Source organism: Candidatus Neomarinimicrobiota bacterium (assembly GCA_022573815.1).
Lineage (GTDB): Bacteria > Fidelibacterota > SORT01 > SORT01 > SORT01 > JACZTG01.
In genome coordinates, this window is the sequence record JACZTG010000002.1 from 150,217 (window position 1) to 167,322 (window position 17,106).

General features: G+C 39.2%; 11 protein-coding genes and 1 pseudogene. 8 read left to right on the forward strand and 4 right to left on the reverse strand.

Going from position 1 to position 17,106, the window contains the following annotated elements:
• The 7 genes from IIB39_01555 to IIB39_01585 all read left to right on the forward strand — a co-directional run bounded on the left by IIB39_01555 (nucleotide 1) and on the right by IIB39_01585 (nucleotide 11,465).
• Entirely contained in the window at nucleotides 1–3,273 is a 3,273-nt protein-coding gene (locus IIB39_01555) for a hypothetical protein (protein ID MCH8927384.1), read from the forward strand.
• Between the two features lie 8 nt (nucleotides 3,274–3,281).
• On the forward strand, nucleotides 3,282–4,382 hold the full coding sequence (locus IIB39_01560) for a PorV/PorQ family protein (GenBank protein MCH8927385.1): 1,101 nt from the start codon (nucleotides 3,282–3,284) through the stop codon (nucleotides 4,380–4,382).
• Nucleotides 4,383–4,428: 46 nt separating this feature from the next.
• Nucleotides 4,429–5,958, forward strand: a complete 1,530-nt coding sequence (locus IIB39_01565; protein MCH8927386.1) for a hypothetical protein — start codon at nucleotides 4,429–4,431, stop codon at nucleotides 5,956–5,958.
• Between the two features lie 70 nt (nucleotides 5,959–6,028).
• Nucleotides 6,029–7,327 carry an MFS transporter gene (locus IIB39_01570; protein MCH8927387.1) on the forward strand — a complete coding sequence of 433 codons (1,299 nt, stop codon included), beginning with the start codon at nucleotides 6,029–6,031 and terminating at the stop codon, nucleotides 7,325–7,327.
• Between the two features lie 37 nt (nucleotides 7,328–7,364).
• Nucleotides 7,365–8,921: an NAD(P)/FAD-dependent oxidoreductase gene (locus IIB39_01575; protein MCH8927388.1), complete on the forward strand. Its 1,557-nt coding sequence runs from the start codon at nucleotides 7,365–7,367 to the stop codon at nucleotides 8,919–8,921.
• Nucleotides 8,922–8,929: 8 nt separating this feature from the next.
• Nucleotides 8,930–9,925 carry an NAD(P)/FAD-dependent oxidoreductase gene (locus IIB39_01580; GenBank protein ID MCH8927389.1) on the forward strand — a complete coding sequence of 332 codons (996 nt, stop codon included), beginning with the start codon at nucleotides 8,930–8,932 and terminating at the stop codon, nucleotides 9,923–9,925.
• Between the two features lie 34 nt (nucleotides 9,926–9,959).
• On the forward strand, nucleotides 9,960–11,465 hold the full coding sequence (locus IIB39_01585; protein ID MCH8927390.1) for an alkaline phosphatase D family protein: 1,506 nt from the start codon (nucleotides 9,960–9,962) through the stop codon (nucleotides 11,463–11,465).
• A 16-nt stretch (nucleotides 11,466–11,481) separates the two neighbouring features.
• Here the strand turns inward: IIB39_01585 and argH are convergent, their stop codons facing one another.
• The 4 genes from argH to IIB39_01605 all read right to left on the reverse strand — a co-directional run bounded on the left by argH (nucleotide 11,482) and on the right by IIB39_01605 (nucleotide 16,465).
• On the reverse strand, nucleotides 11,482–12,663 hold the full coding sequence (gene argH, locus IIB39_01590; GenBank protein MCH8927391.1) for an argininosuccinate lyase: 1,182 nt from the start codon (nucleotides 12,661–12,663) through the stop codon (nucleotides 11,482–11,484).
• Nucleotides 12,664–12,673: 10 nt separating this feature from the next.
• Nucleotides 12,674–13,936 (reverse strand): argininosuccinate synthase, encoded by a 1,263-nt coding sequence (locus IIB39_01595; GenBank protein MCH8927392.1) that lies wholly within the window; start codon nucleotides 13,934–13,936, stop codon nucleotides 12,674–12,676.
• A 176-nt stretch (nucleotides 13,937–14,112) separates the two neighbouring features.
• Entirely contained in the window at nucleotides 14,113–15,702 is a 1,590-nt protein-coding gene (locus tag IIB39_01600) for a phospholipid carrier-dependent glycosyltransferase (GenBank protein MCH8927393.1), read from the reverse strand.
• Nucleotides 15,703–15,724: 22 nt separating this feature from the next.
• On the reverse strand, nucleotides 15,725–16,465 hold the full coding sequence (locus IIB39_01605; protein MCH8927394.1) for a glycosyltransferase family 2 protein: 741 nt from the start codon (nucleotides 16,463–16,465) through the stop codon (nucleotides 15,725–15,727).
• A gap of 347 nt (nucleotides 16,466–16,812) precedes the next feature.
• On the opposite strand from IIB39_01605, the pseudogene IIB39_01610 reads away from it, so the two are divergent.
• A pseudogene (locus tag IIB39_01610) lies at nucleotides 16,813–16,920 on the forward strand (MBL fold metallo-hydrolase).
• Nucleotides 16,921–17,106: the final 186 nt, after the last annotated feature.

Sequence of the window (17,106 nt, forward strand, 5' to 3'; positions counted from 1 at the left end):
ATGAAAATCGATAGAAAAAATCTTAAGAAAACGTTTATGGGGAGTTTAAGATTTCACCTTATACTGATATTACTTTTTGCATTTCAGCTAAATGCGCAAGATAAAGGCGATACATCAAAATTGACCAAACCGTCTTTTAGCTTTTTTCTTAATCGAACCGGAGTTCACACAGGAAATCTTATTCGTAGCGCCTATTCAAATTTTGGAAATATTGGAAGCCGAACGTTAGCGGAAGCACGAATGGAGTGGCCTGCAGGTAGTGGCGTAACGTACGGATTTGAATTCATATTCTGGGTAGCCTCGGAAGTTGTTACCGATAACGGTGATACACTTCATATCATATCTGACAGATATACAGGTGGCAGTCGTGATGTGCCTTCTCCCGAAGACCATAACTGGGGATGGGAACCCCTGCCTGGATATTTTAACGATGGAGAAATAACGCTCGGAGTGGATGAGGATATTAACGGCAATGGAATATTAGACGAGGGTGAAGATCTAAACAATAACGGCGAGTTAGACCGGCAACTAATAAATAAAGTAGAGTTTCCGGCAATGAGTCATTTACCAGAAACATGGCCATTCGATTGGCCTGATGGGAGTTTCCCGGGAGAAGCAGGGACTCGACGCAATAAATGGAATGGTCTTTTTGGAGCCTTTGTTCGAGCCGATCAAGAAAGTTATTATGTTATAGATGATCGGAGTAATGATGAATTTCCATATTTCCCTTTTGATGACCCCACACCATTTTTGCAAGGCGGCAGTCAGGGTGTAGGGCTGCAGGTGGAAGTACGCAATTTTCAGTGGAGTAATCCCCTGGCAGAAGACATTCTTATATCTATCTACCAAATTAAAAATGTCAGCGGAAAACCGCTGAACAAGAATATTGTAGGTATGTATATAGATGCAGATGTTGGACGGGGAGATTCAGAAGATGATATTTCAGATTTTGATATTGATGATGACATCACTTTTCAATGGGATTTGGATGGATTAGATCTTCAAGGACGGAAGACAGGGTATTTTGGTTTTGCGTTCCTGCAAAGCCCCGGTCTCATTGATGGACTTGATAACGATGGCGATGGATTGATTGATGAGAGTCAGGAAGACGGTATCGACAATGACGGTGACTGGGTTTCGTTTACTGATAGCGACGGTAGCGGTACCTGGGATTTTGAGGATTTAAATCTAAACGGTGTTTTAGATACAGGTGAAGACCTGAACGGTAATGGGAATTTAGATGTTGAGGATCTTAACGATGACGTTGGTTCTGATGGGTTGGGGCCTTTTGACCCGGGATATCCGGGTCCGGATCCCGATGGTACAGAGGGGAATGGAATTCATGATCTTGGAGAACCTAATTTTGAATTTACGGATAATGACGAAATAGACCAGATTGGTTTAACAAGTTTTTTCGGCGGTGGAACAGGTGGAAATTTTGTTCCACGGGATGATGAAGATTATTGGCAGACAAAGATAGTACCCGGTACGTTTAATGAACCAAAGTTCGGTTTTGATATATCCTTTACATACGGTAGCGGATTTTTTGATATTCAGCCCGGCGCTACAGAGAGTTTTGCCATTGCAAATTTATTTGGTAATGACTTTGAAGATATTCTTCGAAACAAAAGAACTATGCAGAGAATCTATGATTCCGATTTCAATTTTGTAAAACCTCCAATAAATTCTACATTGAAAGCAACCGCGGGAGATGGTAAAGTATTTTTATTATGGGATAATGCTGCTGAACGTTCCCGTGACCCGATTTATGGCAATGATTTTGGAATGTATAAAATTTACAGATCAACCGACCCGTTTTTTAATTCTATCAAAACTATCACGGATGCATTCGGGAATGCTCTTCTATGGGAGCCTATTGCGCAATTCGACAAGATTGATGGACTTGTGGGGCCTCATCCAATACCGCTTGAAGGTCTGGGAATAAGTTATGATATGGGCGACGATACAGGACTAAAGCATTCATTCATTGATACAACAGTGGATAATGGACGAACATACTATTATGCCGTCGTTTCTGTAGACCTGGGTTACGACATTGATTTTTTTGATCGTGGTATCTCCGATAAAGAATTTCTTGAGCCGATTTCTCCTACCGAATCCAGGAAACGAATTGAAGTCGATATTCTTGGTAACGTGATCTCTCTGGAGCGAAATGTCGCTGTTGTAGTTCCTCGAGAGCCGGCTGCGGGAAATCAAGCTCCTGTATTTGAATCCGGCATAGAACATATTGAGGGAGCAGCCACGGGCAGTGTAATAGTAAAAATTGTTGATCCGAATGATATTGAAAACAGAAATTACGAAATCTTTTTTACTGATGATTCAACTTTGGAGCATCTGACCACAGAGTACACAATTATTGATCAGGTATCCGGAGAAATCTTGCTCACTGGCGGCGCAGACCAATTTGATTCAGGAGAACTTGAGATAGTGGTTGTTGATGGATTGAAATTCGATTTCGTAAATGATGCAGCAGCGGAGATTGTTAGTATTGAATGGACAGGAAAGACCAACCTGGATGTGACAGAAGGCGTTCCGGTAGTAAGAGCGCCATTTGATTTCGAAATTCGAATTTTTGATGATTTTGCCGACACTTCTTTTTCATCCTTCGCAGCTTTTCGAATACCGGTTAAATTTCAAGTTTGGAATACTACTGATGATCTGAAGTTGGAATTTCTATTTGTAGAAACAGGTTCTGTTAAAGATAGTACTCTTAGTGTCGGTGATGAGATAACCATTATCGCAGAACGCTTGGGTAGCAGAAATATTACGACTACTTGGAAAATAAATTTTGATATTGTAACCGGATTGGATCCCGTATTACCTAAACAGGGTGATAAATTAGTTGTAAAAACAATAAAACCTTTCTCCTCCCGAGATATTTATGAATTTTCGATGAGGGGATGGGAAGAGAGCGCACCCAAAACAGAAAATGTACTGGATAATATCTTCGTAGTTCCTGATCCTTACGTAGCGGTTAATTCTTTAGAGCGAAAACAAGCAGCCGCTTTGACCGGAAGGGGTGAGAGGCGAATTGATTTTGTTAACCTGCCGATTGAGTGTACGATACGAATATTCACAGTCAGCGGAAAATTAGTACAAGTTATTGAACATGTTGGATTTAGGGATAATGGTCGTGAATCTTGGGATTTAACGACAAGCGATGGACTTGAGATAGCATATGGTATTTACTTCTTTCACGTGGAAGCGCCCGGAATTGGCCAAAAAATGGGTAAATTCGCAATTATAAAATAGATGAGACGATGACAATACGAAGTGTGTTTGGAAATAAGCTGGATAAACTAACGTTTATAGATTCATATCGAACATTTCTATTCGCGGTTCTCCTGCTATTTTTCGCCCTTTTTAACGAGGTGTCTGCTCAGAAAAGCGGAGTATTCAGTAATAGCGGAACTAACGTCGGAACAAGCGCTGCCGCATTCTTAGAAATTGGTGTTGGCGCGCGCGCTCAATCTATGGGTGGTGCATTTGTCTCACTGGCAGACGATGCTACAGCGATGTATTGGAATCCGGCCGGTATCGGAAAAATCTCGGGATTCGAAGCAAGTTTTATTCATATTAATTGGCTATTGGATACAAACTACGATTATACCGGCATTGTTACGCCAATTGGTGGAATCTTTGTACTGGGCGTAAATACTATCGTATTTGGAACGGATGAGCAACCGGTGCGGATAGTCGGGCAAGAACAAGGAACGGGAGAATTTTACTCTGCTCAGGATTTGGCTGTTGGCGTTACGTTAGCTCTAAATTTAACAGATAGGTTTTCATTCGGGATAAATACAAAATATATTAACCAGAGAATTTGGAATAGCAGCGCTACCGGATTTGCTATTGACGTAGGGGGGATGTATACAACACAATTTGACGGATTAAAAATGGGATTCAGCATTTCTAATTTTGGTACAGATATGCGGCTTTCCGGAAGAGATATACGCAATGTACTTGATCCGGATATTCTCAATGAAGGGGTCGAAAATATTCCGGTAAGTTATGAAACGGACTCCTTTACACTGCCGCTCCTTTTTCGCTTCGGTATTTCCTATGACCGTCCGGTGCTTTCCGATCAAACCGATTTGATCCTTGCGGTAGATCTATTGCATCCCAATAATGATGAAGAAACCATAAATCTTGGCGCCGAATATCTGATACACAAGACATTTGCCTTACGGGCTGGATACCGATCTCTATTTCTCTCTGATCGTACAAGCGGATTGTCTTTAGGCGCCGGCTTAAGTGTTTCTCCGTCACGTTCCTCCATGAAAATAGTAGTTGATTATGGTTATGTTAATTGGGGGATACTGAATACGGTTCATAATTTTAGCCTCGGTTTAAAATTTTGATTAATTTTATTCAGTATCTTATCAGCAACTGTAGATAGCATTTTATATGGTTAGAATTAAATTCAATTTTGTTGATATTTCAGTAGTCATTACTCTTCTGCTTATATCATTTAGTGGCTGCGGCAAACAAGAAAATAAATTAGAAACGGATATTCTGGCACAAGTTGGAGAGCACACAATTAATGTTACGGAGTTTTTATTAAACTATGAATTTGGATTTGCAAACTTAAAAAAGAATCCTGACAGAAAACTTTCCTATTTGGATTTTATGATCAATGAAAAATTACTTTCCTTGGAAGGTTATCGTTTAGGGTTGGACAAAACGGAACACTTGCAAATTCTCGAAAAACGATTGCTGCAAGAACTACTTGTGGAAGAGATCTTTAAGAACGAAGTAGATGAAAAGATAAAAATATCGCCCGAAGAAATTAAAGAAGCCATTTCGAAATCAACGGTAGGATGGAAGCTCAGATACTGGGTAAGGCCCACATTGGAGGCGTCCGAATATTTATTCCGAGCAATGCAGGAGCGCGGAAACACAAAGATGGCTCAAGAAAATTTGGAAACAGACTACCTGACATGGATGGATTTTCCACCCGAGCTGCTGGAGTCAATTAAAAATCTTGAAATCGGCGAACTTTCGGAGCCCGTAGAATACAACCGGGCGTATTATTTGTTTCAGGTGACTGATATCCTGAGGGAAGGGATTTCGGATTATGACTATCAATATACTTATAAGCGGTATGAACAAATTCTATATTATCGAAAGCTCAATTTAGAGACCACAAAGTTTGTCTCAAATTTTATGACGCCTAAGAATGTCGTTACGAAAGGCAAAACGTTTCAAATATTTGCTGATGCTTTAGCCGAATGGAGGAAGCAAGGTAAGAACGCGTACAGCTTCTCAGAATCTCTTGAAAAGGCAGGCAATACCGAACCGGCAATGCAACATTTGAATGATAATTTGGAAAAAACGTTTATTATCTTTGATGGTGGGCAGTGGTCGCTAAAGGTATTTATAACTCATTTTAATCCCGCTTCCGTGAAAATTGATCCTTCAAAAGCAGAGCATTTCCGTAGGGAACTTAAACATCAAATAGCTCTCTCCATTCGGGACTACTTTTTAGCAAAAGAAGCTGCAGAACAAGGATTAGATAAATCGCCTGATGTGCGGGAACAATTACAGATGTGGCGTGATAAATGGGTTTATGAAGAAACACGGCGATTCTTTACGAAGAACGTGGAAATTGACGAAACTACGGCGTTGAATTATTTTAATAATCATAAATCTCGATTTAAAACCGTTAACGGTAATGAGCCTACGTTCAGAGAATTTGAAAATCTGACAAAACGCTATGCTTATATAGAAAAATCTCAAACGCTTCTCGAAGAAAAAATACGATCGCTTAAAAAGGAGTTCACAGTTCATATAAATCAAGCCATGCTCGATAAAGTTTCTGTAATAGATTTTGAAAAATCGCGTTGGGCGCATCTATTATTATTTAAACGTGGTAGTGGTAGATTGGCACTGCCCTCAGTTGATCCAACGTGGGGTTTTGAAGCTAATTACAATTGAGTAGGTAAGATATCAGAAAATCTAAAAGTCTTAAAATGAGGACACAAATATAAATGTCAGCAGAAAAAATATGTTTGTAAAGGATGCAAAATACGAATATTGGCGCTGGAGAGTTTTTGGCATCACCTGGTTGGCTTACGTGGGGTTTTATCTGACGAGAGCTTCTTTTTCGATTGCCAAAATTGGAATCCTTGAGGATCCTAACATTGAAATGACCGCAGAACAAATGGGAATTATTGACGGCGTTTATCTTGCTGCTTACGCCGCAGGACAATTTATTTGGGGGATATTAGGAGATAAAGTAGGTACCCGTAAAATCGTGTTGTTCGGGCTCTTGGGATCAATATCTGCAGGATTTGCCATGGGAGTATCATCTCTCGTGTTAGCATTCGGCGTCTTTGCTCTTGTACAAGGGTTAAGTCAATCAACCGGATGGGCGCCACTCACGAAAAATATCTCTAATTGGTTTTCCTTGAGAGAACGCGGTGTAATAATGGGTTGGTGGGCGACAAATTATACTATAGGCGGATTAATAGGAGCGCCTCTCGCCGGGATCATGGCGGTTTATTTTAATAATTGGCGATACGCATTTTTTGCTCCTGCGATTATCCTAATCATCATCCTGATATTATTCTTCCTGCTTCAAAAAAATCGTCCGCAAGACCTCGGTTTACCGGCTATTGAAGAATATCACGACGAGATAGAATCCGATCTTAGTCAGGACGAACAGACAAAAGTTGAGTCGGAAGAAGGATCATGGGAGTCGATATTTGAGGTTGTGAAAAATCCGATGGTTCTGCTATTAGGAGCAGTGTATTTTTTTCTTAAACCGACGCGTTATGCTATCTTATTTTGGGGGCCATTATATATCAACGAAACTTTGGGCACAGGGATGACAGAGTCTGCCATAGTGAGCGCCAGTTTCTTTTTGGCCGGCCCATTCAGTGTTTTAGCGGCGGGATATATTTCCGACAAAGTATTCAATTCGCGTAGAATGCCGTACAGCGTTATTTCTATGCTTCTTCTCGCAGTTTTGCTGTTCTTTTTCAACGACCTAGCTTCAGTTCAGAGTAGTATAGTAACGGCGATTCTTTTATTTTTTGTCGGGTTTTTAATTTTTGGTCCCGATTCGCTGGTAAGCGCCACTGCTGCAATTGATTTCGGGACAAGAAAAGGCGCATCTACCGCTTCCGGGCTGATAAATGGATTTGGTTCAATTGGCGCTGTTGTTGGCGGAACAATTCCCGGGTTTTTTAAGGAGAGCTGGGGTTGGAATGGTGTTTTTGTATTTCTTTCCGCATCAGTTTTGATAGCGGGGATTCTTATGATACCGAAATGGAATGCTCTTCCTGAAACAAAAGGAGCGTAATTACATTTCGCAGAGTAATGGGAGCGACGTTAAATAAATGGATACCGTCGGAAGACTGATGTATAATTGGCCGGGTGCAGAGTTTAACGCATCATTACAAATCCCGGGTAACTCACAGTTAAGTGAAAAACTTTATGATATAGTAATAGTCGGTGCCGGAGTGGTCGGCTGCGCTCTTGCATATAAGTTGTCCATGTATAAACTGAAGGTACTTTTACTCGACAAAAATTTTGATGTAGGGGAAGCAACAAGTAAAGGTAACAGCGCTATTATTCATACCGGATTTGATGCGCCGGTGGGCAGTTTGGAATCGCAGTTAGTTACGAAGGCTTCCAGACAATGGCCTGAATTAGCCGAGAAATTGAAGATTCCCGTTGAGAATTGCGGCGCACTGCTCATAGCTGTTAATGATGAACAGAATAAACAATTAGATGTTATTTACGAAAAGGCATTGAAAAACGGTGTTGATGATGTCCGGTTGATTAGCGGGGCAGAGGCTTTGAAGAATGAGCCGAACATTTCGAAAGATGTTATACGAGCGCTATCAATTCCGAGAGAATCAATTTCTGATCCATTTGGAACATCGGTAGCCTATACAGAAGTAGCGATGGCAAACGGCACTGATATTCTTTTCGGAGTCGAAATAAAAGATATTCTAAATGCGGATAAAGAAATTAAAACACTTGTAAGTGCGGACGAATATCAGATCAACACGCGAATTATTGTCAATGTAGCAGGTCTGGGTAGTCGGAAACTGGCTGATCTATATGATGGAGAAGCATTTGAAATAAATCCGAGACGGGGACAGTTTCTAATATTCGATAAATTCAGTCGCTCGTCAATCAAGAGGATTCTCTTACCAATTCCCACAGCGCAGACTAAGGGTGTTCTGGTTATTCCAACTATTTTCGGCAACTTGATCGCAGGTCCCACAGCAGAAGATTTTACGAACGGCGATGCGGAAGTTACCGACACTACTCTTGAAAAGTTTCATTTATTATTGGAAGGCGCTTCAAAATTGTTTCCGAGATTGGTAGATAATCCTGTCATCGGAACTTTTTCAGGAGTCCGCTGCAACTGTACTCAGGGAAGTTACCTGATTCATTCTAATGATGGTCATGACGGAATTCTGACTGTAACCGGAATTCGATCAACAGGCTTTACATCTTCTCCTGCTTTAGCCGAGTATTTGATCGAGGAGCTTCAAGAAAAATGTGGATTATTTCTGGAAAATAATCCCAACGCTTCGGACAGCCGCTCCGAAAACAGCTGGCCGGGCTGGTGGAATAGGCCTTATGATAATGGAGATTTAGTTAAGGAAAATTCGGAGTATGGCAGAATAATCTGTTACTGCGAACAAATCTCGCAGGGTGAAATCTTGGACCATCTCACATCACCATTGCGGCCACTTACGCTTGATGCGATTAAGAGGAGAACGCGAGCTCAAATGGGCAGATGCCAAGGTTTTGACTGTCAGATAAAAATTGCTGAGATAATATCGGATCATTTTGGTATCCCGATAAACAAAGTTACGAAGCATGGACCAATGACCGAGATAACAGCTTCGCCGTTATCCGACGCAGTAGAAAATTAGGGTTCGAATTGAAAACGGCTGAGCATTTTAAAGTTATTATCATCGGCGGCGGTCCAGCCGGAATAGGGGCTGCGGTGGGATTGTCCAAAAGGGGAATCAAGTCCATCCTCATACTCGAACGAAACGATGAACTGGGCGGCATTCCATCATTTTATAAGAAGAAAAAAGGGGGAATACGAACTTTTATAAGATGGTCACGAGGGGGCGTTCCCGTATTCGGCGAAGATTATGCAAAGTGGCTTGAATCTCAAATATCAAAACGAAATATTGAATATCGGCTGCAAAGTCAGGTTCTTGAAATCGAGCCAAAAGAAAAAAAGGTGACTTTCGTAAATCCGGCTGAAGGGAAAAATAGGCTGACTGCGGATGTCATAATCATGGCATGCGGTTCCAGAGAAGAAACAACCGCAGAACGTGGATTTATGATGGGTTCAAGACCAATGAGAGTGTTTTTCACGAAGCAACTTCTCCAACTGATAGATAAACATAGCTTATTGCCTATGCGAAATCCTGTTATCATCGGTTCTGATCTGATTGCCTATGCAGCGGCAGCCAAATTAAGAAAAGCCGGAGCAGAAGAAGCGATTATTGTGGATAAGGGTCGAAAACCTAAATGCTCCATATTTGAACGCCTATATTTTCGGCGTTGGAGCAAACCCGTTTATCATGGGCTAAACTCATTGGAGTCGGTCACTGTCGTTGGGTCCGGTGCCGTTACCGGTATCAAATTTTCCAATGGTGAATTCATTAAATGTGATGGAGTTGCAATTTGCGGAGAGCTTATTCCTAACAGCGAGTTGGCGTTGGTGGGGAATCTGAAGGTAGAGCTTCCATCGCGCAAGCCGGTAGTCGGACCGGATTATCAACTTTCTGAACCCGGGTGGTTTGTGGCCGGTAATATTCTTGGTGGATTTCACGGCGCTGAGTGGTGCTATTTTAACGGCAATAAAGTCTCCAAAAAAGTTATAAAATATTTATCTAAAAACTCAAGCAGTAATTATTAGACAATTATAATTAAGTAGTTAGGAGGTAAACCGGATGGCGATAAAACTATTAAGACTTTTTATCTTTATACTTACACTGAGTTTTTTGGGTTGTGCAGGGCAGAACGCGCTATTTCAAGAACCTATTGTAGGCATCATGCAGGATAATCAAATTCCTGTATTAGTAAAGGGGATTACCGATGGCGGAGTCCGCATCAATTATAAAACGGTAGATGAACAAACCAGTGTCTCAACTGAGTGGAAGAATCTTTCTGAATCGGATGATTTCACCACCAGTTTAATTCTCAATAGTATCAAAGCAGATTCAAAATACGAATATCAAGTCGAATTCAGCGGTGGAGAACAGTCCGAATGGTTTAATTTCAATTCTTTCCCAGCACAAGGTGAGTCCGGTAAATTCAGTTTTGTTTTTTCTGCCTGTCAAAGAGAGAATTATTTAAGTAATAACATTTATGAGCATATTGAAAAGGAATCCCCGACATTTGTAGCTCTTCTCGGAGATCAAATGTATGGAGATTATGACGGGAATCTTAATAAGCTGGAAGAGTATCTTGAAGATGGCGCTGAAATGCGAAAAGCGAAAGAAGAAGGCGCCGTTATCCTGTCGGACAAGACTATTATGGAAGCATTTCGCAACAAATACCATCGTACTTTTGGTAAGGACTTTCAGAAAATGAGCAGTACTGTTCCTATATTAGCTGTGTGGGACGATCACGATTATGGCAAAGACAACTCTGACGCTACTTATCAATACAAAGAGGAAGCCAAAAAAGCGTTCAAAGAAAATTATCCATCCTATCCATACGAAGTGGAGGATGGAGGAATTTATTACTCATTCTCAATAGCAGATGTGGATGTGTTTGTCCTTGATACAAGGTGGTATCGTTCTCCAATGGAGAATGAAGACGGAGAAAACAAAACAATGCTCGGCGGCGAACAGTTCGCTTGGCTGCTGAATGGTCTGAAGCAATCCCCATCTGCGTTTAAAATAATTTTTTCAAGCGTACCCATGAACGACTACGGCGGTGATACTTCTTCCGGTAGGGAAGGATATGACAGCTGGATGGGCTACAATTACGAACGGAACAAATTAATATCCTTTATAAAAGAAAATAATATTCAGGGCGTTCTTGTTTTTTCAGGAGATCAACATTATCCAAGCGCGCACATTTTAAATTGGCAGTCTCCGTTGACCGCTGTTTCGGAAACAGAATCATCCGTTGATTATTCACTCACGGAAATGGGAACAGCAATTTTCGATTTTTCTGCGTCTCCCTTGAACTATAAAGTTACGACAGGACATCCTCTGATTGCTGAAAATCAGGAAAACCCCGATTTCTCCTATGAAATATACCGCACCGAATGGGCAAAACCGGAAAATAAGATCAAAGACGCTCCGCGAAGAGTTGCATCTGTTTATGGCGTGGCGGAAATAGATACGAAAAGCTCGCCTAAGACGGTTTCCGTAAAATTTCTTGAATTGAATGCTGAGACTTCGGAGTTGGTAGAGCTATATAAAATCAGGTTAACTTTAGAATAGATGTAAGAATTTTAATCTAATATTTCTTAGAAATAATTCTGTAAGCTTCTCTGAATGGAATTCCTTTTTTCAGTAATTTATAGACTTCTTCAGTCGCATAAACATCTTTTGTCAGAGCCGCGCTGCATTTCTCCTTATTTACTTTTAACTCACTGAATATGAGGCTCATAACGGATAAACTTTCTTTTGTTATTTCAATAGATTCCATTGTTGGGCCCTTGATAAGCTGTAGGTCCCGATTATAGCCTGATAAGAGATTGCCAATTATATTCTTGATTTGGAATTCGTAAGAAACAGTGATATGGTACTTCGCTCTTAATAATTCCAAAACGTCAGGATTTTTCTTTTGCGGCATCATTGAGCTTCCTGTTAGGAATTCCTCAGGAAGTTCAAAATAACCAAGTTCCGGAAGACTAAACAAAATGAGGTCAGATGCTATCTTGTTCAGATCAAACATTATTTGGGTCAGTGCGTGCAGCAGTGTTGATTCAAATTTCCCCCTGCTATTCTGCACGTAAATAGGATTCTTTTGCAGTTTTTTAAATCCCAATAATTTAGCGGTGAAATTCCTATCAATTTTAAATGGTATTCCGTATCCTGCTCCCGTCCCCAGCGGTGACTGGTCTATCAATTCTAACGCAAGGGTTACAGTTTTTAAATTATCCTTCATAGAGTCAACAAACGAATTCCCCCATAGCGAAATCGAGGAAGGCATCGCTTTTCTTGTATGGGTAAACCCGGGTAGTTTTACTCTCCCATACTTTTTGAGAAAATTTTTAATTTCCTGAGTTAACTCATTAACTAACACTTCGCAGTTTCTTAATTCTTCCTTGTAGTACAGTCTTAAAGCTACGAGTACTTGATCATTCCGCGATCTGGCTGTGTGTATCTTCTTGCCTAAATCTCCCAACTTTTTTGTCAGGTGATTTTCAATGGCGGTATGGCAATCTTCCTGTTCTTTTGAGATTTTAAACTTGCCTTGCTCGTGTAGTTTAATTATATGGTTAAGTTCTTTGACTAATTTTTGTGTTTCCACTTTTTTCAACACACCAATTTTGCCAAGCATTTTAGAATGAGCTATTGAGGCAAGACTATCGTATCTGACTAACTTCTGATCCAGGATATAATCATCCCCAACTGTAAAATCCTGAATTTGTTCATTGAGTTTGTAGTCTTTTTGCCAAAGTTTCATTTTCACTACCTTAGTTTTACTTTTTGCGCCAGCCATACGGTTTTCTCTTATGTAATACTAAGTGATGTGCTTTTAATCTTAGAGCATTAATGTTGATAAAGCCAATAGAATCAGTCGCATCAAATCCGCCTTCCACCTCCATGCTGGACAATTCTTGATTATATGTAGAGGTATGTGATTCTCTGCCAATCACGTTAACATTTCCTTTGTATAAGGATAAAATTACTTTTCCGTCAATTGCTTCCTGGCTTTTATTGAATGCGCTCATTATAAAATCCATTTCCGGAGAAAACCAAAAACCATTGTATATCAATTCTGATAACTTTGGTATAAGCATATCTCTTATGTGCATCACTTCTTTGTCCATAGCAATCCCCTCAAGGTCTCTATGAGCAAGCCAAAGAATAGTTGCTCCGGGAGATTCATAAATACCTCTGGATTTAATACCAATAAATCTATTTTCAACCATATCAACTCTTCCAATTGCATTTACGCTGCCTAATTCATTGAGATACATAAATAATTTCAGCGGATTAGTTTTTACAGTTCCATCGTTTTTGTTTTTAACTTTTACCGGATTCCCATCCTCGAAGTGAATTTCAATTATTGTTTCTTTGTTTGGGGCTTTCTTCGGAGAAGCAGTCATACTAAACATATTTTCTGGTGGTCGAAATAGGGGGTCTTCTAATATTCCAGCCTCGTGACTGATATGCATCAAGTTTTCATCTTCGCTATAAGGCTTTGCCTTAGAAGCCTTTACAGAAATATTCCATTTTTCCGCATAATTAATGAGATCGCTTCTACCTTTGAATTCTGTCAGAAATTCAGGATTTTTCCAAGGTGAAATAACTTTTATATTCGGGTTTAGCGAGTAATAAGCAAGTTCAAATCTAACTTGATCGTTACCCTTGCCTGTGGATCCGTGAGATACATATTCAGCTTTTTCTTTTGCTGCAATTTCAATTTGTTTTTTCCCAAGTAAGGGCCTGGCTAATGATGTTCCGAGCAGGTATCTTCCCTCATAAATGGCGTTTCCGCGAAGGGCTGGGAATATAAAATCAGTGACAAATTCTTCTCTTAAATCTTCAACATAAACTTTTGAAGCTCCGGTTTTGAAAGCCTTCTTTTCAACTGCCTTGAAATCATCTTTTTGCCCGACATTACCAACAAAACAAATAACATCATATCCTTTGTTGACTAACCATTTTAAAATTACGGATGTATCCAAACCTCCGCTATAGGCAAGTATTACTTTTTTCTTCGACAAATTCTTCACCATACTTTTTAATTATTCAACAGGCGAATTATATTTCTAACGTAGAGTTTAATCGCCTTTCAGTGTAAACCTCAGTAATGTAGCAAGCAATATAATAGTAGCCATTCCGGAAGGTTATATCATCCGTAAATTAGCGACGTGGTTCTCAAAAGTAACGTAGGGCAGGCAGTATGTTTCGATTAAAGATTCAATTTTTTCTTAGCTTTTTCGGCGTCAAAAGAGAGTAAGTAAGAGTCCGGGTTTTTTAAGTGCAATTTGACTTGAAATAATTCGTTATTCTTCTGTATGGCCGGATATAAGTATCTAACTGTAGAGCTATAGCCTAATTGCTCTAAAACAACAAAATCGACTTGTTTGTCAATAAGATGCTTTAGAACTTCTTTGTCATTCAGGCTAAATTTATAATTCGTAACGTAGGCATTCGAGTAATAATAGAACATAGCCGGCTTCCTGCATGCTATTACCAAATCATTATTTCCCATTTTTTTAACACTATCGGCTAATTCAAAGTAATTCTTATAAGCAGGATGATAGTCATGTTTAGCTGCTTTATGCATTTCCTGAAGTTTTGGTATAAAAAACAAGGAAAGGATTAATATACCGTAAGCCAATACTTCCGGTGTTTTCTTTTTTCGGCTTTCAAAAAGTATGTTTATCATATTGTATGCCCCGTAAAAAAAACAGTATGCAATAAAAGATGCCAATGGCCATACATACCTTGCGCCATTTCCTCCATGCCATATAAGAAAAACGGAAATGTTTCCTAAAATATAAAAGATAAAAAGGTATCGGTAACGTTTAAGTTTCCAGGCGCCGAACAGTGTTGTGGCTAAAATTATTATCCCCAATGCAAACAGCGGAAGTTTGGAAAATCCATTTAATCGAATAAAAGGAAAAAGCACTTCACTGAACCCCTTAATTACAGTATCATAAAAATTTATCATCATCTTGTCAACGAACTCACCTATCGAACTAATTTGCCCTTCCTCCGGTCTCCATGGATTAACGGACATTATCGTTCCAAGGTATCTACCTTTGATGCCATGTATAGAATTCCTGATAATCCAGGGGAGATACAATACAGAAAAACCGGCTAAAAACCCGGCAGCCGTTTTCCATCTCTTTTCAATAAGCCAATGTATGGTTATAGCTCCAATAAGAACGATTCCTATAGTTCTCAGGTAATACGCAGCCACGGCAGACAAAACTGCACCGTAAAAATATTTTGAATTCCAAAACTTTATTTCATCATTTAATTTTGAAACGCAATAAAAGGCAAGTACCGAAAAAAACAAATACGGCATTTCTGACATAAGTATGGTCGAATATCTCAAAAGACCACTATTTAATAAAAGTAAGAGGCTGACAGAAAAAGAGAAAACGGCATCATCTGTGATTCTTCGCATTAGATTATTGAAAATTAAAACAGTCCCCAGAAAAAATAATCCGTTTATGATTTTGAATAATACGATTTTTTTACCGGTAATAAACATTGCCAGCGCAAGAATGGTCGAGTAACCGGGAGGAAACCAGTTGGTTGGAGGAAAATCAGGAGTATGGGGCGAGGAATAGCCGTTGCCGTCAATAATTGAAGTAGCGTAATTCAGGTATTTGAAATTGTCTCCATTTAAATCAAGCTTACCATCAAAAATGTAGCTGTATGAGATAACAAAGATAAAACCTAAAATCAGTTGATAAATCAGATTGCTATAGTTGCTTAAACTTTTGTCAATGATGGGGCCGATAGGATTCTTTTTTTTTCGTTTCATTGATGCACGTACTTTTTACAGGTCAGTTGTATAACTTAGACTTGATTATGCCCCATTTGTGAAGTCTGTAAAACACCGATGTTTTTAAAACGCCCAATCCGTAAATAAAGCTTCTTTTTAAATTGATTGACGATGCTTCAGCAAAATATTTAGTAGGACAGGTAATTTCCGCAATTTCGTAACCTTCATTAATTATCTGCGATAACATTTCATTGTCGAATATAAAATCATGAGAATTTTTTGAGTAGTTGATTTTATTTAAGACCTCAGCGGAAAAGGCTCTAAAGCCGGTATGATATTCTGATAATTTTTGATTGAGTAATAAATTTTGAAATAACGTTAAAAATCTATTAGCGATATATTTGATTAAAGGCATTCCCCCTTTCAATGCGCCATTTCCCAAAATTCGTGAACCTAATACTACCTGGTAAACGTCATTAGCAATAAGGTAAGACATTGAATGAATCAATTTAGGGGTGTATTGATAATCAGGATGAAGCATTATAATAATGTCCGCTCCTAATTCTAACGCTTTATTATAACACGTTTTCTGATTTCCTCCGTATCCCTCATTTTTATTATGTCTTATTATATGTTTTATGCCTATTTCTTTCGCCACCTCAATGGTTCTGTCAGTGCTAAAATCGTCAGTTATTATGACTTCATCAACTATATCAAAAGGGATTTCCTTGAATGTTTTTCGTAGGGTCAATTCCGCATTATATGCGGGCATTACCACAAATATTTTCTTGCCGTTAATCATAAAGTTATTTCTCTTAGCATTCCCAATACCCCCTATTTGTATAATAAACGCAATTGCATTTAAATCTACTATATGACCCTACGAGAATAAAGAGGACATTAAGTTATGCAACTTTATTCTCATATCCAAATTCTATGGGCGTTTTGTAACCCAGGCTTGAATGAAGCCTCCGACAGTTGTAAGTCCCGTAGATTATCAAGCGTAGAGTAGATTGAAGATAATTACTTACAATAACCGAAATTGAGGACTAAAAAATGAAACAACGTAGAAGATTCTTCCTGGTGTTACTATTAGCAGCCTTATTAATTTCAAATTCATTTATCTTAGCCCAAGAAAGCTCGGTATCGCAGGTTAAATCACTTCGAATACAGCTTCTTTCAACAATGCTCGCCGAGGACGGCATAGGCGAATGGGGTTTTTCAGCACTTGTAGAGGTAGATGGGCATCAAATTCTGAATTTCCAAAATTAAGATTTATTGTCCTTTTGGGGGCACTCAATTGTAAACGGGATTAATAATATTACATTGATTATGGGAATTTGAGTAAATATTTTTAATGCACTTGAAAGCTTTAAACGATAAAATGTCCTGTGAGATGATTACCAATATAGAAAATAACACAATATTTGGGTTAAGAGTAAT